This is a genomic window from Modestobacter sp. VKM Ac-2978 (genome assembly GCF_026968025.1).
GTDB lineage: Bacteria > Actinomycetota > Actinomycetes > Mycobacteriales > Geodermatophilaceae > Modestobacter.
In genome coordinates this window covers 219,566-243,589 of the sequence record NZ_JAPVBP010000008.1, presented here as the reverse complement: position 1 = coordinate 243,589, position 24,024 = coordinate 219,566, and the positions used below count along the sequence as shown (strand labels likewise).

Genomic DNA, 24,024 nt, shown 5'->3' with positions numbered 1-24,024 from the left:
GGGTCAGTCGTCGGCGACGTCCCCCGCGCCGAGCCGGACCTTCTTCAGCACGTCGAACAGCACGTCCAGCTCGGCGTCGGGCAGGTCGGCCAGCCCGAAGTCCTGACTGCTCAGCGCCTCGGTCGCCCGCGGAACGACGTCCCGTCCGGCGTCCGTGATCGCGGCGAGCACCCCGCGGCCGTCGGCGGGGTTGGGCCGCCGCTCGACGTACCCGGCCGCCACCAGCCGCTCGATCGCGTTGGTGACGCTGGTCGGGTGCACCATCAACCGGCTGCCGATCACCTTCAGCGGCAGCTGCCCGGTGCGGGAGAAGGTCAGCAGCACCAGCACTTCGTAGCGGGCGAAGGTCAGCCCGTGCGGCTTGAGCGCCTCGTCGAAGCGGGCCAGCAGGATCTGCTGCACCCGGAACACGCTCGTCGCCGCCCGCATCGAGGCGGCCGGGCCGAAGTGCTGCTCCCAGCTCTGCGCCGCGCGCTCGATCGGGTCGAAGGGCAGGCCCAGCGGTCGCACCATGACCGGGAGGCTAGTTCTCCGCCGACGCGCGCCCGGTGGTCGCCGGGGGCGCCGCCGAGTGTCGAGTTGTCGACCCCTGTCGATGCAGGGACACGTCGACGAGTCGACACTCGGCGCACGACTGCGGCAGGCCTGTGGACGACGGGCACGGTCACCACCCCGCGTCGGCCAGGCTCGCCCGGTGGTCGTACCCGCGCACCGTCCACCGGCGCTGCGTGGACGCGTCTTCCGCGGCACCGCCGCGGTCGGGGCGGGGCTGCTCACCCCGCGGCAACTGGACAGCAGCGCCTGGCACCGGCTCTTCCGCGACGTCTACGCGTGTGCCGACCTGACCGTCACGCACGAACTGCGGGCCGCCGCCGCCGCATCGGTACTGCTCCCCGGCTCGGTCGTCACCGGGGCCAGTGCCGCCGTCCTGTGGGGCCTGGCCGCAGCCGGCCCGGAGGACGACGTGGAGCTGACCGTGCCGCCCGCGACGCGGACCAGCGTGGTCAGCGGCGTACGGGTCCGCCGCGCAGAGCTCCTCCCTGAGGACGTCACCCGCCGGCGCGGTGCCCCGGTCACCACGCCCGAACGGACCGCCGTGTCGCTGGGCGCCGACCGGCCGCTCGACGAGGCCGTGGTGCTCATCGACCAGTTCGCCGCCGCCGGCCTGCTCGACCTCGGCGTCGTCCGGGCCATGGCCGCGGCGACCACCGGCCGAGGGTGCCGCCGGGCCCGGGCTGCCGCCGGGCTGGCCGACGGGCTGGCCGGCTCGCCCCAGGAGACCCGGCTGCGGTTGCTGCTGCACCGCGCCGAGCTGCCGACGCCGGTCGCCCAGCACTCCGTGCACGACGGGCGGGTGTTCGTGGCCCGGGTCGACTTCGCCTGGCCCGAGCAGCGGCTGGCGCTGGAGTACGACGGGCTCTGGCACGCCGATCCCGGCCAGTTCGCTGCTGATCGCCGCCGGCTCAACCGACTGCTCGCCGCCGGCTGGCGGGTCCTCTTCGTGACCGCGGCCGACCTGCACCGGCCCGATCAGCTGATCACCCGGATCGCGGCCGAACTGGCTCGCTGAGAGTCGACTCGTCCACCCCTCACGCGGGGGCGACAGGTCGACAACTCGACACTCGGCGAGGGCAGCCGAGCAGGGGTCAGGTGGGCGGGGCGGGGCGGAGGGGCGGGGCGTCCCGGATGCCGAAGACCTCGCGCAGGGCGACCCGGGCGGCGTTGTCCCCGCAGTGGCCGTGCACCGCGGGCCCGGGCGGGGTCGCCGAGGACGCCAGGTAGGTGCCGCGGACCGGGGTCTTGTAGGTGTTCCACCGCGGGACCGGCCGGGCCAGCATCTGCCGCAGCGACGCCTCGCCGTTGGAGATGTCCCCGCCGACGTCGTTGGGGTTCCAGCGCTCCATCTCCCCGGCGTGCATGGTGTGCCGGGCCAGGATCGTGTCCCGGAACCCGGGGGCGAAGCGCTCCACCTGTGCCTCGATCGCCTCCGTCATGTCGACGGTCGAGCCGTGCGGCACGTGCACGTACGCCCAGAAGACGTGCCCGCCCTCCGGGGCGCGTGAAGGGTCGACGACCGTGGGCTGGACGGCGAGCACGTACGGCTGGTCGGTGATCCGCCCGGCCGCCGGCGCCGCCTCCCCGGCGATCGTCTCCTCCATCGTCCCGGCGACGTGCACCGTGCCCGCCCGGCGGACGTCGGCGTTGGCCCACGGCACCGGCTCCGACAGCGCCCAGTCGACCTTGAAGACCCCGGGCCCGTGCTTGTACCGCTTCACCCAGCGCCGGTAGCCCGCGGACACCTGGTTGCCGGCCATCGCCACGAACGCGCTGGGCGAGGTGTCCAGCAGCACGGCCGGGACGCCGTCGAACTCGCGCAGGTCGGTGACCTCGTGGCCGGTGACGACCTCGCCGCCCTGCTGCTCCAGCGCGGTGACCATCGCGTCGGCCAGCTGCTGGGAGCCACCCTCGATCAGCGGCCAGCCGTTGTGGTGGCTCATCATCCCCAGGAACATGCCCAGGGCCGCGGTCAGCGGGCGGCTCAGGTCGAGCATCCCGTGCGCGGCGGCACCGGCGATCAGCGCCCGGGCCGCGTCGTCGTCGAAGTGCCGGCGGGCCAGCCAGCCCACGCTGGGCAGCCCCTGCAGCCCGAAGCCGGCGATCCCGGCGAACCCCTTCACCGGCGGCAGCCGCCGGAACGCCGAGGTCAGGAAGAAGTCGGTGATCTCGTCGGCCTGGCGCAGCAGTGGCCCGAAGAGCCTGCGGTAGCCACGCTCGTCCCGACCGAGCCCCGCGGCGGTCTGCTCCAGCGAGTGGTGCGAGACCGCAGCGCGGCCGCCGTCCAGCGGGTGGGCGAAGTTGATCTCCGGCTGCAGCAGCCGGACCCCGCGGGAGGCAAGGTCGAACTCCTGGAAGAACGGCGCGGTCGCGGCCATCGGGTGCACCGAGGCGCAGATGTCGTGCTGGTAGCCCGGCAGCGTCACCTCCTCGGTGCGCAGCCCACCGCCGGCCCGCTCGCCGCGTTCGACCACCCGCACCGACAGCCCGGCCGCGGCCAGCCGCAGCGCGCCCGCCAGCCCGTTCGGTCCGGCTCCGACGACGACGGCATCCGGGGTCCCGTTCACGCCGCCATCCTGCCCGCCGGCCCCTAGAGCTGCGCGATGAGCTGGTCGGCCGCGCGGTAGGGGTCGGTCTCCCCCGCCACCACCTGCTCGGCCAGCGCACCGAGCGCCGCGGAGCCGGAGACGTCGCCCATCCGCTCCCGCAGCCCGGCGACCGCGATCGCCTCGACCTCGCGGGCGGCGCGCTCGACCCGCCGCCGGCGCCCCTCCCCGGAGGAGTCCAGCCACTCGCCGTGCTCGGCGAGCCGGGCCAGGACGTCGTCGACCCCGTTGTCGGTGTCGCGGGAGGCGACCGTCTTCACGATCGGCGGACGCCAGGCCCCGGCCTCGGTGTGCCGGCCGCCGAGGGAGAGCATCGCCCGCAGGTCGCGCACGGTGGTGTCCGCGCCGTCCCGGTCGGCCTTGTTGACGACGAAGACGTCGGCGACCTCGAGGATGCCGGCCTTGGCCGCCTGGATCCCGTCGCCCATCCCCGGCGCCAGCAGCACCAGCGTGGTGTCGGCGAGCGAGGCGACCTCCAGCTCGGACTGCCCCACCCCGACCGTCTCCACCAGGACGACGTCGCAGCCGGCAGCGTCGAGCACCCGCATCGCCTGCGGGGTGGCCCAGGCCAGCCCGCCGAGGTGGCCGCGGGAGGCCATCGAGCGGATGTAGACGCCGCGGTCGCCGGCGTGGTCCTGCATCCGCACCCGGTCGCCCAGCAGCGCGCCGCCGGAGAAGGGGGACGACGGGTCGACCGCCAGCACCCCGACCCGCTGGCCGGCCTGGCGGAAGGCGCGCACGAGGGCGGTCGTGGTCGTCGACTTCCCCACCCCGGGCGGGCCGGTGAGGCCCAGGACCCGGGCCCGGCCGGTGTGCGGCGCCAGCGCGGCCGCGACCTCGCGCAGCAGCGGGCTGGCGTCCTCGACGAGGGAGATCAGCCGGGCCACCGAGCGGGCGTCGCCCTCGCGGGCGCGGGAGACCAGGGTGCCGATGTCGGCCGACCGCCGGCCCCGCCGCCCCGACGGGGCGACGGCGGCCGGCGCCTGGACGGCAGTGCCCTCCGGCTGCGAGGTCACGCCCGGGCAGGTACGTGCAGGACCAGCGCGTCGCCCTGGCCACCGCCGCCGCACAGCGCCGCGGCACCCACCCCGCCACCGCGGCGGCCGAGCTCCAGCACCAGGTGCAGCACGATCCGCGCGCCGCTCATCCCGATCGGGTGGCCCAGCGCGATGGCACCGCCGTTGGGGTTGACCTTCTCCGGGTCGACCGCCAGCTCGCGGGTGGAGACGATGCCGACGGCGGCGAAGGCCTCGTTGAGTTCGACCAGGTCCAGGTCCGCGGGGTCGATGCCCTCCCGCGCACAGGCCTTGGCGATCGCCCGCGACGGCTGGCTCTGCAGCGTCGCGTCCGGCCCGGCGACGACGCCGTGCGCGCCGATCTCGGCGAGCACCGTCAACCCCAGCTCCTCGGCCTTGGCCGCGGACATGACCACGACCGCGCAGGCGCCGTCGGAGATCTGCGAGGCGGTGGCGGCGGTGATCGTGCCGTCCTTCGAGAACGCCGGCTTCAGCCGGCCCAGGCTCTCCGCGGTGGTGTCCGGGCGGATGCCCTCGTCCTCGCGGAACTCGATCGGGTCGCCCTTGCGCTGCGGGATGAGGACCGGGGTGATCTCGTCGTCGAAGAGGCCGTTCTTCTGCGCTGCGGCGGCCTTCTGGTGGCTGGCGGCGGCGAAGGCGTCCTGCTCCTCCCGGGTCAGCCCGTACCGGCTGTTGGCCTGCTCGGTCAGCGCGCCCATGGCGACCTGGTCGAAGGTGTCGGTGAGCCCGTCGTGGGCCATCGCGTCGACGAGCGTGGCGTCGCCGTACTTGACGCCGGTGCGCGAGGTGGGCAGCAGGTGCGGCGCCTGGGTCATCGACTCCATGCCGCCGGCGACCACGACGTCGAACTCGCCGGCCCGGATCAGCTGGTCGGCCAGGGCGATCGCGTCCATGCCGGACAGACACACCTTGTTCAGCGTGAACGAGGGCACCGACATCGGGATGCCGCCGGCGACGGCCGCGGGGCGGGCCGGGTTCTGGCCCGCGCCGGCCTGGATGACGTGGCCCATGATCACGTAGTCGACCTGGTCGCCGGTGATGCCGGCGCGCTCGAGCGCCGCCTTGATCGCGATGCCACCGAGGTCGGCGGCGGAGAAGTCCTTCAGCGAGCCGAGCAGGCGGCCCATCGGGGTACGTGCACCCCCGACGATGACGGAACGGGTGGATGCGGGCTGGCTCATCGAGGCTCCAGTGGCTTCCGGTCACCGCCGTTGGCGACCGTCTCGGCAGGACACCACGCAGTTCCTCGGGCAGTCCCTCGGGGCACCACGGGCTGCCGCCAGGATAGGGCTCGCGCCGTCCGGCGGACCCAGGCCGGTGACCGCGGCCACCGAACGAGCGTGAACCCCGTCACAACCGGCTGCCGGTGGCCGAGCGACGGCGGCAGGATGCGCGGCATGACCTCCGCCGTGCCCGACGACGCGCACACCGGCCTGTTCACCACGATCGACCACGTCGGCATCGCCGTCCCCGACCTGGACGAGGCGATCGCCTTCTACGCGACGACCTTCGGCATCCACTCGGTCCACGAGGAGACCAACGAGGAGCAGGGCGTCCGCGAGGCGATGCTCGCGCTCGGCGACGGCGAGACCCGGGTCCAGCTGCTCGCGCCCCTGACCCCGGAGTCCACCATCGCGAAGTTCATCGGCCGCTCGGGCCCGGGCCTGCAGCAGCTGGCCTTCCGGGTCACCGACGTCGAGGCGGCGAGTGCTGCACTGCGCGAGCGCGGCCTCCGGCTGCTCTACGACGAGCCCCGCCGCGGCACCTCCGACAGCCGGGTCAACTTCGTGCACCCCAAGGACGCCGGCGGGGTGCTGATCGAGCTGGTCGAACCCGCCACCCACGGATGAGTTGCCTGGGTCACATGACCTGGTCAACCGGAGCTACTGGTCAGTAACCTCCGCGCCACCACCTGCACCCTCCGAGCCAACGACGACCCGGGAGCGCACGCATGGACCAGATCAGGGACGCCATCCTCGCCGACGACCTCGACGCGATCGGAGGGCTCCCGACACCGGGGTCCTACCGCGCCGTGCTGGTCCGCAAGGACGAACAGGACATGTTCGAGGGCCTGGCCACCAAGGAGAAGGACCCCCGCAAGGCCCTGCACGTCGAGGAGGTGCCCACCCCGGAGATCGGGCCGGGCGAGGCGCTGATCGCGGTGATGGCCTCCTCGGTGAACTACAACACCGTCTGGACGTCGATCTTCGAGCCGGTCTCGACCTTCGGGTTCCTCGCCCGCTACGGCCGGCTCAACGACCTGACCAAGAAGCACGACCTGCCCTACCACGTGGTCGGCTCGGACCTCTCCGGCGTCGTGGTCGCGGTCGGCCCCGGGGTCAACAAGTGGAAGCCCGGCGACGAGGTCGTCGCCCACTGCCTGTCCGTCGAGCTCGAGGACCCGGCCGGCCACGACGACACGATGATGGACCCGCAGCAGCGGATCTGGGGCTTCGAGACCAACTTCGGCGGCCTGGCCGAGCTGTCCCTGGTCAAGAGCAACCAGCTGATGCCCAAGCCGGCGCACCTCACCTGGGAGGAGGCGGCCTGCCCGGGGCTGGTCAACTCCACCGCCTACCGGCAGCTGGTCAGCCACAACGGCGCGAACATGAAGCAGGGCGACGTCGTCCTGATCTGGGGCGCCTCCGGCGGGCTCGGCTCCTACGCCACCCAGATGGCGCTCAACGGCGGGGCCATCCCGGTGTGTGTCGTGAGCAGCCCGGAGAAGGCCGACATCGTCCGGTCGATGGGCGCCGAGCTGGTCATCGACCGCTCCGCGGAGCAGTACCGGTTCTGGAGGGACGAGGAGAACCAGGACCCCAGGGAGTGGCAGCGGCTCGGGGCGAAGATCCGCGAGCTGACCGGTGGGGACGACGCCGACATCGTCTTCGAGCACCCCGGCCGGGAGACCTTCGGCGCCAGCGTCTACGTCGCCAAGAAGGGCGGCACGATCGTCACCTGCGCCTCGACCAGCGGCTTCCTGCACTCCTACGACAACCGCTACCTCTGGATGAACCTCAAGCGGATCGTCGGCTCGCACTTCGCCAACTACCGCGAGGCCTGGGAGGCCAACCGGCTGATCGACCGCGGCCTGATCCACCCGACGCTGTCGAAGACCTACGCCATGGACGACGTCGGCCAGGCCGCCTACGACGTCCACCGCAACCGGCACCAGGGCAAGGTCGGCGTGCTGACCCTCGCCCCGGAAGAGGGTCTGGGCGTGAAGGACCCGGCCAAGCGGGAGCGGCACCTCACGGCGATCAACCGCTTCCGCGACGTGTGATGACTGGGCACCTGGGAGTTCCCTGGGTGCGGCCCTCGACACGCTGACTGCGGCCCTGGATCAATGCGAGGATGAGGGCATGAGCGACCCCCGCGACGACGAGTTCGGCTTCCGCGACGGCGGCCCCACCTTCGACGTGGTGCGCAAGGGGTACGACCGCGACCAGGTCGCCGAGACCCTGGCCAGCCTGGACGCCGACCTGCGGGTGGCGCTGGCCGACCGGGACGCCGCCGTGTCCCGGTCGGCCGACCTCGCCCGCCAGCTGCAGGCGCTGCACGGCGAGGTCGAGTCGCTGCGGCGCCGGGCCGCCAGTGCCAGCGCGCCCACGTTCGAGAACATGGGCGAGCGCATCTCCAACATGCTGCAGCTCGCGCAGGACGAGGCGTCGGAGATCCGCCGCCAGGCCGAGGAGCAGGCCGCCCAGCTGCAGGCCGCCGTCGCCGCCGAGGCGGAGGCGATCCGGGAGCGGATCGCCGGTGAGGAGCGCGCCCTCGGGGAGCGCTCGGCCGCCAGCCGGGCCGAGGCCGAGCGCCTGGTCGCCGAGGCGCGCCAGCACGCCGAGCAGATCGCCGCGGTCGCCCAGTCCCGCGCCGACGACCTGGTCACCAAGGCGCGGGAGCGGGTGGCGCAGTTGGACGCCGACTCCGTGGGCCGCCGGACCAAGGCCGAGCAGGACTTCGAGATCGCCCAGCGGGCCCGCCGCACCGAGGCCGCCCGGCTGGAGGAGGAGCGCGAGCAGTCCTCGATCGGCGCCGCCCAGCAGCGGATCGCCGAGGCCGACGAGCGGGCGCACCACACGCTCACCGAGGCCGAGGCGTCGGCGGCGGCGATCCGGAAGGTCCGGGACGACCTGACCCGCCGGCTGGCCGACGTGCGCACCCTGCTCGGCCGGCTGCCGGACCTCTCCGACCAGGCGCCGCAGGACGAGGAGCCACGACCGGCGGCTCCGGCCGCGTCGGCCCAGCAGGCCGAGTCCGCCCCGTCGCAGCCCACCGCGGCCGAGTCCGAGCAGGACGGGCCCTCCCGGCCCACCGAGGAGCAGCCCAGCGCGGAGCAGCCCAGCGCGGAGCAGCCCAGCGCGGAGCAGCCCAGCGCGGAGCAGCCCAGCGCGGAGGACCGCCCGGCCGCACCAGAGCCGGAGACCGCCCAGGCCCCGCCCACCGAGACCCAGGCCGTGCCGGTCCAGTCCGTCCAGACGCAGTCGGTCCCGGCCCAGTCGGTGCCCACGGCCGGCGCGCAGCAGCCGGTCCGGACGCCGGCACCGGCCCACCCGAGCCAGCAGCAGGCGCCCGCGGCAGACCGGACGACGGCGGAGCAGCCGGCGGCCGAGCGGGCACCGCAGCAGCGGCCCCAGCCCGGCGTGCGGCAGACGCCGCCGGTACCGGCCCGCGGTCCGGTGACGCGGGTCCAGCCCACCCCGGCCGTGCCGGCCGGCCAGGGCGGGCCGCCCCCGGCGAACCGGAGCTGACCGCGGCCACTGCTCCGCGCCGGCCCCGGTCGTCGCGGACCACGCTCGTCGCCGTGCTCAGCGCGGGCCTGTGCGCTCTCGGGCTGCCCCTCGCCTCCGGGGCGGCGGCCGCGCCCCCGGCGGACAGCGGCCCGGCGGACAGCGGACTGGTGCGGATGGTCCACCTCTCCCCGGACACCCCCTCGGTCGACGCCACCATCGACGCGGTGTCCGAGCCGGACGTGGAGGTCGCGCTGCCCGCGGTCGGCTACGGCGACGTCTCGCAGTACCAGCGCGTGCCGGCGGGCACGTACACCGTCAGCGCCCGCGCGGCCGGGGCCGACCCGGGCAGCCCGCCGGTGCTGGCCACCACGGTCACCGTGGCCCCTGGGAGCGCGACGACGGTCGCCGGCGTGGGGCTCTTCGCCGACCTGGGCCTCGCCGTGCTCACCGACGACCTCACGCTGCCGCCGGCCGGTTCCGCACGCGCCCGGGTCCTCAACGGCGCGTCGACCGGCTCCCCGCTGGACGTCGCCCTGGGCGGGGGCACCGTGCTCGCCACCGACCTGGCGTTCGCCGACTCGACCGACCCCGTCGACCTGCCCGGTGGCGCCGGCACGCTCGTCGTCACCGGCGCCGACGGGACCTCTGCCGAGCTGCCCGTCGACCTCGCCGCCGGGGCCGTCCACACCGTGCTCGTCCTGGACCGCGAGGGGGGCGGGCGCACCGTGACGACCACGCTGGACGCCGCCGGCCCGGGCGTCGTGCCGGTCGGCGGGGTGGAGGCCGGCGGTGGCGGCACCGCGACGGACGACGGGCCGCACGTCGGCCGCACCGCTCTCGCCGCCCTCTCGCTCACCGCCCTGCTGCTGGCCGCCGGGGTGCGCCGGCCCCGCCGTGAGCACGCACCGCCGTCCCCGACGTCCTGACCGACCGACGATGACGACATCGACCGGCCGGCGCGGGCGGGCGGCACTGCGGGCGGGACTGCTCGTGGTGGCCCTCGTCGCCGGCGGTGCGGCGCTCGCCGACCACCTGGACGACGCCGCGCCCGCCGCCGCGGTCGCCTCCCCGCCCGGGCCGGTGGTCCTCGGCTCCGCCACGGCGGTGCCGGCGGAGCAGACCGTCGCGGCCCCGGTCGGGCTGCGCATCGCCGCGATCGGCGTGGACACCGACCTCGTCCCGATCGGGGTGGACGACGCCGGTGCCCTGGTGCCCCCGGCGGACTTCGAGCAGGCCGGCTGGTTCTCCGCCGGCCCGGCGCCCGGCGAGGTGGGCCCGGCGGTGCTGGCCGGCCACGTCGACGACCACGCCGGCCCCGGGGTGTTCGCCCGGCTGGATGAGCTCAGCGCGGGAGACCAGGTGGTCGTCACCGGCAGCGACGGCCGGCCGGTGACGTTCACCGTGACCCGGGTGGCCGCTCATCCCAAGGACGACTTCGCCACCGACGAGGTCTACGGGCCGACGACCGGCGCCGAGCTCCGGCTGATCACCTGCGGCGGCAGCTTCGACCACGGCCGCCGCAGCTACACCGACAACGTCGTCGTCCACGCCGAAGTGACCGGATAGAACGGCCCCGCTGCAGGGGCCCGCCGCGAGCTTGCGAGTGGTGGGGGCAGTGGGGTCCTTCTCAGCGTCGGCGGCCGCGGGCCCGCCAGCAGACGGTGTGCCAGTGCCGTCGCCAGTCGGCGGCGGAGTCGGTGTCCCACGGGTCCAGGTCGGAGTCCCGGGCGTAGGCCGGCCAGGTGACCAGGTGCGGGGTCCGTGGCGGGATCAGCTGGTCACACCCCGGGCAGCGGTAGCTCTTGTCGCTGCCCGACCCGCTGAGCGGCCGCACCACCCAGTCGCCGTCGGAGGCCTCCTCGACCGGCTGCCGGGCCGCCATCGGCGCACGCCCCGGCTGCGCGGTCCGGGCGCGCCCCGGACCACGCCGCGAGCCACCTCGGCGGGGCACCGGCTACCGGTTCGCGTGGTCGCGGAAGCCGCGGCCGGCCTTGCGGCCCAGGTAGCCGGCGGTCACCAGGTGCTCGAGCAGCGGAGCGGGGGCGAACCCGGGCTCCCGGAACTCGGTGTACAGCTCGCGCTCGATCGCCAGGGCGACGTCCAGCCCGACGACGTCCAGCAGCTCGAAGGGGCCCATCGGGTAGCCGCAGCCGACCTTCATCGCCGCGTCGATGTCGTCGGCGGTCGCGTAGTGCGCCTCCAGCATCTTCACCGCGTCGTTGAGGTAGGGGAACAGCAGCGCGTTGACGACGAACCCGGCGCGGTCGGTGCAGGAGACCGCGTGCTTGCCCACCTGCGCGCAGAGCGCGTGCGCGGTGGCGGCCACGTCGGGCTCGGTGGCGATCGTGGAGACGACCTCGACCAGCTTCATCACCGGCGCGGGGTTGAAGAAGTGCAGCCCCACGACGTCCCCGGGGCGCTCACTGGCCTTCGCGCACTCGATGACCGGCAGGCTGGACGTCGTGGTGGCCAGCACCGCTCCGTGCTTGGCGATCTCCCCCAGCGCGGCGAACAGCGCCTGCTTGACGCCCAGGTGCTCGACCACGGCCTCGATGACCAGGTCGGCGCCGGCGAGGTCGTCGAGCTGGGCAGAGCCGGTGACCCGGGCGAGGGCGGCGTCCCGCTCCGCCTCGTCCAGCCGGCCGCGGGCGACCTGCTTGTCCAGCGACCGGGTCAGCGCGTGCTGCACGGCCTCGACCTTGTCCAGCGTGCGGGCCACGAAGGTGACGTCGTAGCCGCCCTTGGCGACCACCTCGACGATCCCGACGGCCATCGTCCCGGAGCCCACGACGCCGACGCTGCGGATCGGGCGGGCCCCCTCGGCGGCGCCGCCGGTGGCCGGCGTCGCGGCGTCCGGGACGACCTCGGCGGAGTCGCGGCCGGCGTAGGTGTAGAAGCCGCGGCCGCTCTTCCGGCCCAGCAGCCCGGCGGTCATCATCTGCTTGATGATCGGCGCGGGAGCGTGCAGCCGGTTGCGCGACTGCTGGTACATCGTCACGAGGATCTCGTAGGCGGTGTCGATCCCGATCAGGTCCATCAGCGCCAGCGGGCCCATCGGCAGGCCGCAGCCCAGCCGCATCGCCGCGTCGATGTCCTCCCGGCTGGCGTAGCGGTTCTCGAACATCGAGACGGCGTGGTTGAGGTAGCCGAACAGCAGGGCGTTGGCGATGAACCCCGCCTTGTCGCCGATCGTCACGTCGATCTTGCCCAGCCGCCTGGCCAGCGCCTCGACGTCCTCGACCACCGAGGGCTCGGTGACCACGGTGCGCACGATCTCGACCAGCTTCATCACCGGCGCCGGGTTGAAGAAATGCATCCCGATGACCTTGCCGGGGCGGCCGGTGGTGACCGACAGCTCGGTGACCGACAGGCTGGAGGTGTTGGTCGCCAGGATCGTGTCCGGCGGGCAGATCGCGTCCAGCTTGGAGAACAGCTGGGCCTTGAGCTCCATCCGCTCCGGGATGGCCTCGACGACCAGCTCGGCGACGGCGAGGTCCTCCATCGCGGTGGTGAACCGGATCCGGGACAGGATGGCGTCGCGTTCGCCGGGCTCGAGCTTCCCGCGGGCGACGGCCTTGCCGGTGGACTGCTCGACGTGCGCCCGCCCGCGGTCCAGCGCGTCGTCGGTCACCTCGACCGCCGTCACCGACAACCCGGCCCGGGCGAGCACCTCGGCGATGCCGGCACCCATCGTGCCCAGCCCCACCACGCCGACCTCGGTCAGTTCTCTGGCCACGCTGCCGTCCCTCCGCCGTCCGGTGATCACGAGCAGTTTCGCACCAGCGGCCGACCCCGGCGCTACCGGCCGGTAGTTCGGCCCTGTCGCAGGGACCCGCCGCGCGCGGAGCGGGTGGTGGGGGGCGACGGGGTCCTTCTAGAAGAGGCGCTGCGAGGGGTCGTCGGTGCCCTTGAGGACGGCGTAGTCGACGGTCAGGCAGTCGATGCCACGGTCGGCGGCCAGCACCCGGGCCTGCGGCTTGATCTCCTGCGCGGCGAACACGCCCTTGACCGGGGCCAGTCGCGGGTCGCGGTTGAGCAGCTCCAGGTAGCGGGTCAGCTGCTCGACCCCGTCGATCTCGCCGCGGCGCTTGATCTCCACGGCCACCGTCGCGCCGCCGGCGTCCCGGCAGAGCAGGTCGACCGGGCCGATCGCGGTCGGGTACTCGCGGCGCACCAGCGACCAGCCCTCGCCGAAGGTCTCCACGTGCAGCGCGAGCAGCCGCTGCAGGTCGGCCTCCACGCCGTCCTTCTGCAGGCCGGGGTCGACGCCGAGGTCGTGCTTGGAGTCGTGCTCGACCGACTCGATCGTGATGATCAGCTGCTCGCCGGCCTTGTTGGTGACCGTCCAGGTGCCCGTGCCGTCCGTCAGCTCCTCCTTGACCGAGCACGGCGGGCTCATCCAGTTCAGCGGCTTGTAGGCCCGGTCGTCGGCGTGGATCGACACCGAGCCGTCGGCCTTGACCAGCAGCAGCCGGGTGGCCGGCGGGAGGTGGGCGGTGAGCCGCCCGATGTAGTCCACGGAGCAGCGGGCAATGACCAGGCGCACGGACGACGACGCTACCGGCTGTCGACACCGATCTCCGCACCGGCGGGGACCGGGCCCGGACCTGCCCGTGGAACCCCTCGGGCAGCCGAGCCGTGTACTCCCTGTGCGGAACCCACCTGCCCTCCGTCCCGCCGTCGGCCTGGTGCTGGCGGTCCTGCTGCTGACCGCCTGCGCCGAGCAGGGCGGGACCGGGGCCGCGCCGCCCGGACCGTCCGGCGAGACGCCGACGGAGTCGGAGACCGTCTCGTTGCCGGAGGGCGAGGACGCGCTGGTGCTCCAGGTCGCCGACGTCGGCGGCTTCACGACGCCGGAGATGCTGGCCGCTCGGCTGCCGGTCGTGAGCGTCTACGCCGACGGCCGGGTGATCACCCAGGGGCCGGTGCCGGCCATCTACCCGGGGCCGGCCTGGCCCAACGTGCAGGTCCAGCAGGTCGACCAGGCCACCGTGCAGCAGCTCGCCGCCCGGGCCATGGACGCGGGCATCGCGGAGACCGCCGACCTCGGCTCCCCGCCGCTGGCCGACGCGACCTCCACCCGCTTCACCCTGGTCACCGACGAGGGCCCGGTCACCCGGGAGGTCTACGCGCTGCGGGAGTCCGTGGGCGCCGGCGGGCTCACCGAGGAGCAGGAGGAGGCGCGGACGGAGCTCCAGGACCTGCTCGACGACCTGACCGACCTCACCCAGGCCGCCGGCGCCGAGAGCGAGGCGCCGGACCCCTACACCCCGGACGCGGTCGCAGCGCTCGTCCGGCCGTGGACCGAGCCGGCCGACGAGCTGGCCCACCCGGAGCTGCCCTGGCCGGGGCCGGCACTGCCGGGTGAGCCGATCGCACCGGGGGTGACCTGTGTGACGGCGACCGGCGAGGAGGCGCAGGCCCTCGTCGACGCCGCCCGGGACGCCACCACCCTGACCCCCTGGGTGGGTGCGGACGGTGCGCGCTGGTCGATCACCTTCCGCCCGCTGCTGCCGCACGAGTCCGGCTGCGCCGACCTGACCGACTGAGGGCGGGGGTGCTCCCCGGGCGCGTGACCCGGGGAGCACCCGGGCTCAGGCCGGCTGCGGCGAGCGCAGGTCGCCGTCCACCCCGTCGTGCTGCTCGATCGGGGCCAGCGGGTCGGCGGTCCGGGTCGAGTTGAACCGCACCAGGTCCAGCAGCCCCTCGCGCTTGGCCACGATCGTGGGCACCAGCGCCTGGCCGGTCACGTTGGTGGCGGTGCGGCCCATGTCCAGGATCGGGTCGACCGCCAGCAGCAGGCCGACGCCGGCCAGCGGCAGGCCCAGCGTGGACAGCGTGAGGGTCAGCATCACCACCGCCCCGGTCACGCCTGCGGTCGCCGCCGAGCCGACCACCGACACCAGTGCGATGAGCAGGTAGTCGGTGATCGAGAGGTCGACGTCGAAGAACTCCGCCACGAAGATCGCGGCCAGTGCCGGGTAGATCGCCGCGCAGCCGTCCATCTTCGTCGTCGCGCCCAGCGGCACCGCGAAGGAGGCGTAGCTGCGGGGCACCCCGAGGTCGGCCTCGGTCACCCGCTGGGTCACCGGCAGCGTGCCGATGGAGCTGCGGGACACGAAGGCCAGCTGGATCGCCGGCCAGGCACCGGCGTAGAAGCGCACCGGCGACAGCCCGTGGAGCTTGAGCAGCACCGGGTAGACGACCAGCAGCACGATCGCCAGGCCGGCGTACACCGCGCCGACGAAGACCCCGAGCGAACCGAGGGACTCCCAGCCGTAGCTGGCCACGGCCTTGCCGATCAGCCCGACGGTGCCCAGCGGCGCGAGCAGGATGACCCACCAGAGGACCTTCTGCACGATCGCCAGCACCGAGCGGGTGACCGACAGGAACGGGTCCGCGGCGTCGCCGACCTTCAGCGCGGCCACGCCGATGGCGACCGAGACGACGATCAGCTGCAGGATGTTGAAGCTGACCCCGCCGTCTCCGTTCCCCTCCAGGCCGAGGAAGTTGGCCGGGACCAGCCCGGTGAGGAAGTCCCACCAGGAGCCGGTGGTCTGCGGGGCCTCGGCGAGGTCGGCATCGACGGAGCTGCGGTTGCCGGGCTGGGTGAGCAGTCCGAGGCCGATGCCGATGGAGACGGCGATGAGCGAGGTGATCGCGAACCACAGCAGGGTCTGACCGGCCAGCCGGGCGGCGTTGGAGACCTGCTTGAGGTTGGCGATGCTGACGATGATGGCGGTGACGATCAGCGGGACGACGATCGCGCGCAGCAGCCCGACGAAGGTGTTGCCGATGGTGGTGAGGGTGCTGGTCAGCCAGTTGGCGTCGGTGCCGGGAACCAGGATGCCGTCGACGAAGGAGCCGGAGACCGGGCCCATCGCGCGGGCCACCAGGCCGAGGGCGATGCCGACGACGAGGCCGAGCAGGACCTGGACCGCGAACGGGACGCGGCGGAGACGTGCGAGCACGGGAGGGTGCCTCTCTGGGCAGGGCGAGGAGGGGACGACGGGAGGAACGGCGCACCTAGCGCGAGGTGGTCATCCGCCCGTGGTCGATGACGCGCCGCCGCGTCAGCCCCCAGCGATCGGTCACGTGCAGGCGAAGGTCCGCGCTGCCCGCCGCCATTCCGCGGCGTGAGCGGGATCATGATCGAGCAACCGGCCCCGGGAGCCGGGGCGGGCCTGCATCCGTCCATGGGCGGAGTGCTGGTCCCCCTCTCGGGGGAGGTCGTCGGGGACCTGAGGGGGATGTGCGCCGCTCACCCGCCGAGCAGGCTCAGGGCATGCCGTCCCCGGGGAGCCGACCGTGACCGACGCCGTGCTCAGCTGGGTGCAGGAGCTGATGGCCTCGCCGTGGGTGTACCTGGTCCTGTTCTCGCTGGCCGCCCTTGACGGCTTCCTGCCCGTGGTGCCGGGCGAGAGCGTGGTGATCACCGCCGGGGTCTTCGCCGCCACCGGGCAGCCCGACCTGGCGCTGGTGGTCGCGGTGGCCGCGCTGGGCGCCTTCGTCGGTGACCACACCTCCTACCTGATCGGGCACCTGGCCGGCCCCCGGCTGTACGCGTGGGCCCGGCCCGGGAGCCGGCGCCGGGCAGCACTGGACCGGGCGTCGCGGTTGCTGGCCGCGCGCGGCGGCGTCCTGCTGGTCACCGCCCGGTACGTGCCGGGCCTGCGGACGGCGGTGACGCTGACCTCCGGGGCGGTGGGCTGGCCGCTGCGCCGGTTCACGCCCTTCGCCGCGCTGGCCGCCCTCACCTGGGCCGGCTGGTCGGCCGGCATCGGGTACGTCGGCGGACTGGCCTTCGAACGCGACCCGCTCCATGGCCTGCTGCTGGGCATCGGTCTGGCCCTGGCCCTGGCTGCGCTGGGCGAGGGGCTCCGGTTCCTGCTGCACCGGCGACGGGGCTCCGGCGACACCGCGGCCTCCGGTGACACCGCGGCCTCCGGCGACACCGGGGCCGAGCGCGCCCCGGCCGAGGTGGGGGCAGGCTGACCGGGTGAGCACCGCCGAGAGCATCACCCCCACCACCCCGCGGCCGGTGAGCCGCACCGTCTTCACCCAGGGCTGGCGGGACGTCACGTTCCTGCACTGGGCCGTCGACCCGGCCCTGGTCGCCCCGCTGCTGCCGGCCGGCACCCGGCCCGACGAGCTGGACGGCGCGACCTACGTCGGCCTCATCCCCTTCCGGATGCGCCGGATCGGCCTGCTCGGGGCGCCGGGGCTGCCCTACCTCGGCTCGTTCGCCGAGACGAACGTGCGGCTGTACTCGGTCGACGCTCAGGGACGGCGGGGCGTGGTCTTCCGGTCGCTGGAGGCCGACCGGCTGCTGCCGGTGCTCGCCGCCCGCTGGGTCGCCCACCTGCCCTACCTGTGGTCCCGGATGCGGATCGCCCGCGACGGCGACCAGATCAGCTACCGGGCGGCCCGTCGGTGGCCCGGGCCTCGGGGGGCCGGGGGCAGCATCGCCGTCCGGGTGGGCGCCCCGCTGCCCGACCCCGGTCCGCTGCCACGGTTCCTCACCAGCCGTTGGGGGCTGCACCAGCAGACCCTGGGCCGGCTGGCCTACTGGCCGAACGAGCACCCGGAGTGGCCACTGCACGCCGCCGAACTGCTGGACCTCGAGGACGACCTGGTCGCCGCGGCCGGCCTGCCCACGGTGGGCGGCGCCCCGGACAGCGTGCTCTTCTCCCCCGGCGTCGACGTCCGGTTCGGCCCGCGGCTGCCCTGACCGGCACGATGACCCGGCACGCCCCCGACGCGGCACACACGACCCGAGGAGCACGACACTGATGGATCCCGTTCGGTTCGGCCTGGTGGGGTACGGCTTCGGTGGCCGGTACTTCCACGCCCCGCTGCTCGCCGCCGCCGTGGAGTGCGACCTCGTCGCCGTGGCGACCTCCTCGACCGAGCGCCGCGAGCTGCTCAGCCGGGACCACCCGGGTGTGACCGCCGTCGGGTCCCTGGCGGAGCTGGCCGCGGCCGGCGTCGAGGCGGTGGCCATCTCCACACCCGCCGACACCCACACCGCGCTCACCGACGAGGCGCTCGACCTCGGCCTGGCCGTCGTCTGCGACAAGCCCTTCGCGCTGGACGCCCCCTCCGCCCGGTCCAGTGCCGAGCGGGCCCACCGGCTCGGCCTGCCGCTGGCGCCGTACCAGAACCGCCGCTGGGACTCCGACTTCCGCACCGTCCAGGCCCTCGCCGAGGCCGGGACGCTGGGCCGGATCACCCGGTTCGAGTCCCGGTTCGAGCGGTTCACGCCCGACCCCGGCCCGGCACCGTCCGGAGGCGGCACGCTGCTGGACTTCGGCAGCCACCTGGTCGACCAGGCGCTGGTGCTGCTCGGCCCGGTGACGTCGGTCTACGCCGAATGGCGGGTGCGCCCGAACGGGCTGGACGACGACGTCTTCATCGCCCTGACGCACGTCGACGGGGCCCGCTCGCACCTGGCCGGCAGCTGGAGCGAGGGCGCACCGGGCAACCGGTTCCGGGTCACCGGCACGGCCGGCAGCTACGTCGTCGGCGGGCCGATGGACGGCCAGGAGGACGCACTGATCGCCGGGGAGACCCCGGCCACGCTCGGGCCGGACTGGGGCGCCGAGCCGGAGGAGCGCTGGGGCCGGGTCCGGCGGGGCGACCACGAGGACCGGGTGCCCACCCTGCCCGGCGCCTGGGACACGTTCTACCCGGCGTTCGCCGCCGCGGTCCGCGGCCTGGGCCTGGTGCCGGTCGAGCCGCGGGACGCCGTCGCCTCGCTCACCGTGCTCGACGCCGCCCGCCGCAGCGCGACCGAGGGCGTCGTCGTCCGGCTCGACTGACGACCGGGGCGACCCGCCGGTCGATCACCGGCGGGCCGCCTGCGCGGCCAACGGCTCGGCGTGGTCGTCCTCGACCCACTCGAGGAGGTCGCCGGGCTGGCAGTCCAGCACCCGGCACATCGCCTCCAGGGTGCTGAAGCGGACGGCCTTGGCCCGGCCGTTCTTCAGCACCGCGACGTTGGCGGGGGTGAGGCCGACCCGCTCGGCGAACTCCCCGACGCTCATCTTCCGCTTGGCCAGCTCGACGTCGATGCGCACGACGATCGCCATCAGATGACCGCTTCCATGTCGGTCCGCAGCGTGGTGGCCTGCTGCAGCAGCGCGCGCATGACCACCATCAGCAGCCCCACCACGGCACCGACCAGCAGCAGCACCAGCAGGAGCACCGGCGGGCCCGGGTCGTCGCTGACCTCGTCGATGATGAAGTAGTACGAGCTCACGAAGGCGCCCAGGAGCATGAGCCAGCCGACGGCCATCGCCGCCACGATCGCGTTGACCCACGGCAGCGACCTCGCGCTGAAGATGCAGTCCGTCCGGACCATGGTCAGCAGCTGCCAGGTGCAGACGACGACGACCTGGACGCACGCCAGCCCCAGGACCGAGACCGCGAGCATCGTCCACCGCACGAGGGACTGCTCCAGCGACGGGTCGGCCAGGTCCGGCAGCATCCCGGGCACGGCCCAGATCTGGGCAGCGACGAGCGCGGCGAACACCAGGGCGAGCAGGAACCGGATCGGGAACAGCAGCGGATGCGCGGGCGACATGGATCGAGATTCGCCAGCTGTCGATCGATTGTCAATAGACGCGCCGCGTCGGCGCCGTTCGTCCCTCAGACGGGCAGGAGCGCCGGGAGGCCGTTCGCCTCGCGGACGACGGCGACCACCTCGGCCATGATGTCGGTGATCCCGAAGTCCTTCGGCGTGAACACCCGGGCCACCCCGAGGTCTCGCAGCCGCCGGGCGTCGCCGTCCGGGACGATCCCGCCGACCACGACCGGGACGTCGTCCAGGCCGGCCGCCCGCAGACCGTCCAGCACCGCAGGGACCACCTGCAGGTGCGATCCCGACAGCACCGACAGGCCGACCACGTGCACGTCCTCCTCGACGGCCGCGGAGACGATCTGCGCCGGGGTGAGCCGGATGCCCTGGTAGACCACCTCGAAGCCGGCGTCCCGGGCCCGCACGGCGATCTGCTCGGCACCGTTGGAGTGCCCGTCCAGCCCCGGCTTGCCGACCAGGAAGCGCAACCGGCCGCCCAGCTCCGCGCCGGTGCGGCGGACCAGCTCGCGCACCTCGGTCAGGGTGGCGTCGGCCGCGCCGGCGCCCGCAGCGCCGACGCCGGTGGGCGCCCGGTACTCGCCGAACACCGCACGCAGCGCGCCGGCCCACTCCCCCGTCGTCACGCCCGCCCGGGCGCAGCGCAGCGTGGCGGCCATCAGGTTCACGTCGGTGCCCGCGGCCGCGCGCAGCTCGGCGAGCGCCTCGGCCACCGGCCCGGGCGCCCGTTCGGCGCGCCACCGCTGCACCGCGGCCTGCGCCGCTGCCTCGACCGCCGGGTCGACGGTCTGGATCGCGGTCTCGAGGTCGGCCAGCAGCGGGTTGGGCTCGCTGGTCGTGTACCGGTTGACGCCGACGACGACGTCCTCGCCGCTCTCCATCCGGCGTCGGCGCTGGGCCAGCGAGGCCACCAGCTCGCCCTTCATGTAGCCGGACTCGACCGCGGCCACCGCGCCGCCCAGCTCCTGCACCCGGGCGATCTCCCCCCGGGCACCCTCGACCAGCTCGGCGACCTTGCGCTCGACCACCACCGAGCCGGTGAACAGGTCCTCGTACTCCAGCAGGTCGGTCTCGAACGCGAGCACCTGCTGCAGCCGCAGCGACCACTGCTGGTCCCAGGGCCGGGGCAGACCGAGCGCCTCGTTCCAGGCCGGCAGCTGCACCGCCCGGGCCCGGGCGTCCCGGGACAGCGTGACCGCGAGCATCTCCAGCACGATCCGCTGGACGTTGTTCTCCGGCTGCGCCTCGGTCAACCCGAGGGAGTTGACCTGCACCCCGTACCGGAAGCGCCGTTGCTTCGGGTCGGTCACGCCGTAGCGCTCGGCCGTCAGCTCGTCCCAGAGCTGGCCGAAGGCGCGCATCTTGCACATCTCCTCGACGAACCGCACCCCGGCGTTGACGAAGAAGGAGATCCGGGCGACGACGTCGCCGAAGCGCTCGGCCGGCACCTGGCCGGAGTCCCGCACCGAGTCCAGGACGGCGATCGCGGTGCTCATCGCATAGGCGATCTCCTGCACCGGCGTGGCCCCGGCCTCCTGCAGGTGGTAGCTGCAGATGTTGATCGGGTTCCACCGCGGCATCGCCATCACCGTGTAGGCGACCATGTCGGTGATCAGCCGCATGCTCTGCGCCGGCGGGAAGACGTAGGTCCCGCGGGAGAGGTACTCCTTGATGATGTCGTTCTGCGTCGTCCCGGCCAGCTGCGCGACGTCGTGGCCGTGCTCCTCCGCGACCGCCTGGTAGAGCGCCAGCTGCCACATCGCCGTCGCGTTGATCGTCATCGACGTGTTCATCTCGTCCAGCGGGATGCCGTCGAACAGCGCCCGCATGTCGCCGATGTGCGTGACCGGTACGCCCACCTTGCCGACCTCCCCGACGGCCAGCTCGTCGTCGGGGTCGTAGCCGGTCTGGGTGGGGAGGTCGAAGGCGACGGACAACCCGGTCTGTCCCTTGGCGAGGTTCCGCCGGTAGAGGGCGTTGGACTCCGCGGGCGAGGAGTGGCCGGCGTAGGTGCGCATGACCCAGGGACGGTCGCGGTCCTTCGGCGCTGAAGGGAACGGCATGCCAGCGGAGTGTAGGGCGGTTACTGGCCAGTAGCCACGGGTGTCCTCCGGCGGTGGCACACTCGGCTCCGGGCTCGCGGCCGGCCGGCCGCCCCCGCCGCAGGGAGGTCAGCGTGCCGATCGACGCCGGGAGCCTGCACTACGCCGTGGGCCCGGCCCTCGCCCTGGTCATGATCGTGCTGATCGCGCTCTTCCTGCGCTGGGCCTTCGCCTCGGGCTCCTCGTCGGGCAAGCCGGTGCGGCCTGAGGAGCTGCTCACCCCGGTGGCCACGCTCACCCGCCGGGAGTCGGCGCTGGCCCTGCGGGCCGTGCTGAGCGACGCCGGCATCCGGTCCACGATCCGCGAGCCGGCCGCACACCGGGCCGACGTCCTCGTCTTCCCCGAGGACCTCGAGCGCGCCCGCGCACTCGCGCTCTCCTTCGGCGGGCGCTGAGCGAGGACGTCAGTCGGGGCGCTGGGTCCGCTCGATCTGCACGCCCACGCCACGCAGCTGCTCGGTGAAGTCCGGGTAGCCGCGGTCGACGTGGTGCACGTCCTGCACCTCGGTGACGCCGTCGGTGAGGAGCCCGGCGAACACCAGCCCGGCACCCGCACGGATGTCGGTGGCCAGCACCGGGGCACTGGAGAGCCGCTCCCGCCCCCGCACCACCGCGTGGTGGCCGTCGATGCGCACGTCGGCCCCGAGCCGGACCAGCTCGTTGACGAACATGAACCGGCCCTCGAAGACGTTCTCGGTGATCAGCGCAGTGCCGCTGGAGACCGCGGCGAGCGCCACGGCCATCGGCTGCAGGTCGGTCGGGAAGCCCGGGAAGGGCAGCGTGACGATGTCCATGCCCCGCGGCCGGTCCGCCATCGCCACCCGGATGCCGTCGTCCAGGGACTCCACGGTCGCCCCGGCGTTGACGAGCTTCTCCAGCGGCACGCTCAGGTGCTCGGCCACCGCCCGCTCGATCACCAGGTCACCCCGGGTCATGACCGCACCGATCGCCCAGGTGCCCGCCACGATGCGGTCCGGGACAGTCGAGTAGGCCACCGGCCGCAGCTCGCGCACTCCCTCCACGGTGATCGTGGAGGTGCCGGCGCCCTCGATCCGGGCGCCCATCGCGCTCAGCATCCGGCACAGGTCGACGATCTCCGGCTCGCGGGCGGCGTTGTCCACGATCGTCGTCCCCTGGGCGAGGGCGGCGGCCATCACCAGGTTCTCGGTGGCGCCCACGGAGGGGAAGTCGAGCCAGATCGAGGTGCCGACGAGCTTCGGGGCGGTCGCGATCAGGAAGCCGTGCTCGTTGACCACGGTGGCGCCGAGCCGCTCCAGGCCGGCGATGTGCATGTCCAGCCCGCGGGAGCCGATGGCGTCGCCACCGGGCAGCGCGACCTTGGCGGTGCCCAGCCGGGCCACCAGCGGGCCGAGCACGCTGATCGACGCACGCATCCGGCGCACCAGGTCGTAGTCGGTCTCGGTGGAGGGCCGCTCGGGGACGTCGATCAGCACCTGCCCGCCGCCGCTCGGGCTGCCGCCGGGCTCCAGCGGGTAGCGCTCGAAGGTCACGCCGCAGCCCAGGCGCCGCAGCACCTCGCTCATGATCGTGACGTCGAGGATGTCGGGCACCTCGTCCAGCGTCGTCCGGCCCGGGGCGAGCAGCGCCGCCGCCATCAGCTTGAGCGCGCTGTTCTTGGCACCGGTCACCCGAACGCGGCCACGCAGGGACGCCCCGCCGGTCACCTCGAAGCACTCCACGCTGCCCAGCCTAGATGCGGCGGCAGATGTCGCCCGACGGGGCGCGGGGCTGGCACCTCGCCCCCCGGTCCGGCCTAGGCTCGGCACCATGACCGTCCGGCTGACCCGCATCTACACGCGCACCGGTGACGCCGGGCAGACCCACCTCGGGGACATGTCCCGAGTGGCCAAGACCGATCCGCGGCTGGTGGCCTATGCCGACGTCGACGAGACGAACAGCGCGCTCGGAGTCGCCGTCGCGCTGGGCGGGCCGTCGGCCGAGGTCACCGAGCTGCTCCGCAGCGTGCAGAACGACCTCTTCGACGTCGGCGCCGACCTCTCCACCCCGATCCAGGAGGCGCCGGAACACCCGCCGCTGCGGATCACCGCCGCCTACACCGAGCGGCTGGAGGCGGCCTGCGACGCCGCCAACGCCGAGCTGCCCGCGCTCACCTCGTTCGTCCTCCCGGGGGGCACCCCGCTCGCCGCACTGCTGCACACGGCGCGGACGGTGTCCCGGCGAGCCGAGCGCAGCGTGTGGGCGTTGCTGACGGTCGACGCGGAGCGGACCAACGCCGAGACCGCCCGGTACCTCAACCGGCTCTCGGACCTGCTGTTCATCCTCGCCCGCGCCGCGAACCCGGACGGCGACGTGCTCTGGGAGCCCGGCGCCCACAGCGGCGTCCACGCCCAGCGCGCGGCTCGCGAGAGCTAG

24 protein-coding genes are annotated in these 24,024 nt (G+C 74.1%); 12 read left to right on the top strand and 12 right to left on the bottom strand.

Annotated features, from left to right (window positions below; translation table 11 throughout):
* Positions 1–3: 3 nt before the first annotated feature.
* Positions 4–513: a MarR family winged helix-turn-helix transcriptional regulator gene (locus O2W53_RS19470; RefSeq protein ID WP_269164716.1), complete on the bottom strand. Its 510-nt coding sequence runs from the start codon at positions 511–513 to the stop codon at positions 4–6.
* A 181-nt stretch (positions 514–694) separates the two neighbouring features.
* On the opposite strand from O2W53_RS19470, the gene O2W53_RS19465 reads away from it, so the two are divergent.
* Positions 695–1,570 (top strand): hypothetical protein, encoded by an 876-nt coding sequence (locus O2W53_RS19465; protein ID WP_269164715.1) that lies wholly within the window; start codon positions 695–697, stop codon positions 1,568–1,570.
* Between the two features lie 76 nt (positions 1,571–1,646).
* On the opposite strand, the gene O2W53_RS19460 is transcribed toward O2W53_RS19465, so the two are convergent.
* The 3 genes from O2W53_RS19460 to O2W53_RS19450 are packed head-to-tail and all read right to left on the bottom strand — an operon-like array spanning position 1,647 to position 5,379.
* On the bottom strand, positions 1,647–3,122 hold the full coding sequence (locus tag O2W53_RS19460; RefSeq protein WP_269164714.1) for a phytoene desaturase family protein: 1,476 nt from the start codon (positions 3,120–3,122) through the stop codon (positions 1,647–1,649).
* A gap of 23 nt (positions 3,123–3,145) precedes the next feature.
* Positions 3,146–4,177, bottom strand: a complete 1,032-nt coding sequence (gene meaB / locus O2W53_RS19455) for a methylmalonyl Co-A mutase-associated GTPase MeaB (protein WP_269164713.1) — start codon at positions 4,175–4,177, stop codon at positions 3,146–3,148.
* A complete protein-coding gene (locus tag O2W53_RS19450) occupies positions 4,174–5,379 on the bottom strand; it encodes an acetyl-CoA C-acetyltransferase (protein WP_269164712.1) in 1,206 nt (401 codons plus the stop codon). Before O2W53_RS19450 ends, meaB begins: the two co-directional genes overlap by 4 nt.
* 216 nt (positions 5,380–5,595) lie before the next feature.
* On the opposite strand from O2W53_RS19450, the gene mce reads away from it, so the two are divergent.
* The 5 genes from mce (at position 5,596) to O2W53_RS19425 (ending at position 10,497) form a co-directional block, all read left to right on the top strand.
* Complete coding sequence (gene mce / locus O2W53_RS19445; RefSeq protein WP_269164711.1) at positions 5,596–6,048, top strand: methylmalonyl-CoA epimerase; 453 nt, start codon at positions 5,596–5,598, stop codon at positions 6,046–6,048.
* Between the two features lie 101 nt (positions 6,049–6,149).
* Complete coding sequence (gene ccrA / locus O2W53_RS19440) at positions 6,150–7,481, top strand: crotonyl-CoA carboxylase/reductase (protein WP_269164710.1); 1,332 nt, start codon at positions 6,150–6,152, stop codon at positions 7,479–7,481.
* A 79-nt stretch (positions 7,482–7,560) separates the two neighbouring features.
* Positions 7,561–8,949 carry a hypothetical protein gene (locus tag O2W53_RS19435; RefSeq protein WP_269164709.1) on the top strand — a complete coding sequence of 463 codons (1,389 nt, stop codon included), beginning with the start codon at positions 7,561–7,563 and terminating at the stop codon, positions 8,947–8,949.
* A 53-nt stretch (positions 8,950–9,002) separates the two neighbouring features.
* Positions 9,003–9,857 (top strand): DUF4397 domain-containing protein, encoded by an 855-nt coding sequence (locus O2W53_RS19430; RefSeq protein WP_269164708.1) that lies wholly within the window; start codon positions 9,003–9,005, stop codon positions 9,855–9,857.
* 10 nt (positions 9,858–9,867) lie between these two features.
* On the top strand, positions 9,868–10,497 hold the full coding sequence (locus tag O2W53_RS19425; protein ID WP_269164707.1) for a class F sortase: 630 nt from the start codon (positions 9,868–9,870) through the stop codon (positions 10,495–10,497).
* A gap of 61 nt (positions 10,498–10,558) precedes the next feature.
* On the opposite strand, the gene O2W53_RS19420 is transcribed toward O2W53_RS19425, so the two are convergent.
* The 3 genes from O2W53_RS19420 to nucS all read right to left on the bottom strand — a co-directional run bounded on the left by O2W53_RS19420 (position 10,559) and on the right by nucS (position 13,477).
* The gene (locus O2W53_RS19420; protein ID WP_269164706.1) at positions 10,559–10,813 is read right to left on the bottom strand and encodes a hypothetical protein; all 255 of its coding nucleotides are present in this window, start codon (positions 10,811–10,813) and stop codon (positions 10,559–10,561) included.
* A 72-nt stretch (positions 10,814–10,885) separates the two neighbouring features.
* Entirely contained in the window at positions 10,886–12,667 is a 1,782-nt protein-coding gene (locus tag O2W53_RS19415) for a 3-hydroxyacyl-CoA dehydrogenase family protein (protein WP_269164705.1), read from the bottom strand.
* A gap of 138 nt (positions 12,668–12,805) precedes the next feature.
* On the bottom strand, positions 12,806–13,477 hold the full coding sequence (gene nucS / locus O2W53_RS19410) for an endonuclease NucS (RefSeq protein WP_269164704.1): 672 nt from the start codon (positions 13,475–13,477) through the stop codon (positions 12,806–12,808).
* A 103-nt stretch (positions 13,478–13,580) separates the two neighbouring features.
* Here nucS and O2W53_RS19405 point away from each other — a divergent pair, with 103 nt between their 5' ends.
* Positions 13,581–14,480, top strand: a complete 900-nt coding sequence (locus O2W53_RS19405) for a hypothetical protein (RefSeq protein WP_269164703.1) — start codon at positions 13,581–13,583, stop codon at positions 14,478–14,480.
* Between the two features lie 45 nt (positions 14,481–14,525).
* On the opposite strand, the gene O2W53_RS19400 is transcribed toward O2W53_RS19405, so the two are convergent.
* Complete coding sequence (locus tag O2W53_RS19400; RefSeq protein ID WP_269164702.1) at positions 14,526–15,902, bottom strand: dicarboxylate/amino acid:cation symporter; 1,377 nt, start codon at positions 15,900–15,902, stop codon at positions 14,526–14,528.
* Positions 15,903–16,239: 337 nt separating this feature from the next.
* On the opposite strand from O2W53_RS19400, the gene O2W53_RS19395 reads away from it, so the two are divergent.
* The 3 genes from O2W53_RS19395 (at position 16,240) to O2W53_RS19385 (ending at position 18,752) form a co-directional block, all read left to right on the top strand.
* Entirely contained in the window at positions 16,240–16,926 is a 687-nt protein-coding gene (locus O2W53_RS19395) for a DedA family protein (RefSeq protein WP_269164701.1), read from the top strand.
* A 4-nt stretch (positions 16,927–16,930) separates the two neighbouring features.
* Entirely contained in the window at positions 16,931–17,662 is a 732-nt protein-coding gene (locus O2W53_RS19390; RefSeq protein WP_269164700.1) for a YqjF family protein, read from the top strand.
* A 61-nt stretch (positions 17,663–17,723) separates the two neighbouring features.
* A complete protein-coding gene (locus tag O2W53_RS19385; protein WP_269164699.1) occupies positions 17,724–18,752 on the top strand; it encodes a Gfo/Idh/MocA family protein in 1,029 nt (342 codons plus the stop codon).
* A 24-nt stretch (positions 18,753–18,776) separates the two neighbouring features.
* On the opposite strand, the gene O2W53_RS19380 is transcribed toward O2W53_RS19385, so the two are convergent.
* From O2W53_RS19380 to O2W53_RS19370, 3 genes are all read right to left on the bottom strand, one after another.
* Positions 18,777–19,022, bottom strand: coding sequence for a helix-turn-helix domain-containing protein (locus tag O2W53_RS19380; protein ID WP_269164698.1), 246 nt, complete (start codon positions 19,020–19,022; stop codon positions 18,777–18,779).
* The gene (locus O2W53_RS19375) at positions 19,022–19,516 is read right to left on the bottom strand and encodes a DUF2975 domain-containing protein (RefSeq protein ID WP_164702315.1); all 495 of its coding nucleotides are present in this window, start codon (positions 19,514–19,516) and stop codon (positions 19,022–19,024) included. Before O2W53_RS19375 ends, O2W53_RS19380 begins: the two co-directional genes overlap by 1 nt.
* Before the next feature lie 65 nt (positions 19,517–19,581).
* On the bottom strand, positions 19,582–21,591 hold the full coding sequence (locus O2W53_RS19370) for a methylmalonyl-CoA mutase family protein (RefSeq protein WP_269164697.1): 2,010 nt from the start codon (positions 21,589–21,591) through the stop codon (positions 19,582–19,584).
* A gap of 113 nt (positions 21,592–21,704) precedes the next feature.
* On the opposite strand from O2W53_RS19370, the gene O2W53_RS19365 reads away from it, so the two are divergent.
* Complete coding sequence (locus O2W53_RS19365) at positions 21,705–22,025, top strand: hypothetical protein (RefSeq protein WP_269164696.1); 321 nt, start codon at positions 21,705–21,707, stop codon at positions 22,023–22,025.
* 9 nt (positions 22,026–22,034) lie between these two features.
* Here the strand turns inward: O2W53_RS19365 and murA are convergent, their stop codons facing one another.
* Positions 22,035–23,330: a UDP-N-acetylglucosamine 1-carboxyvinyltransferase gene (murA, locus tag O2W53_RS19360; RefSeq protein ID WP_269164695.1), complete on the bottom strand. Its 1,296-nt coding sequence runs from the start codon at positions 23,328–23,330 to the stop codon at positions 22,035–22,037.
* Between the two features lie 88 nt (positions 23,331–23,418).
* Here murA and O2W53_RS19355 point away from each other — a divergent pair, with 88 nt between their 5' ends.
* Positions 23,419–24,024, top strand: a complete 606-nt coding sequence (locus O2W53_RS19355) for a cob(I)yrinic acid a,c-diamide adenosyltransferase (RefSeq protein WP_269164694.1) — start codon at positions 23,419–23,421, stop codon at positions 24,022–24,024.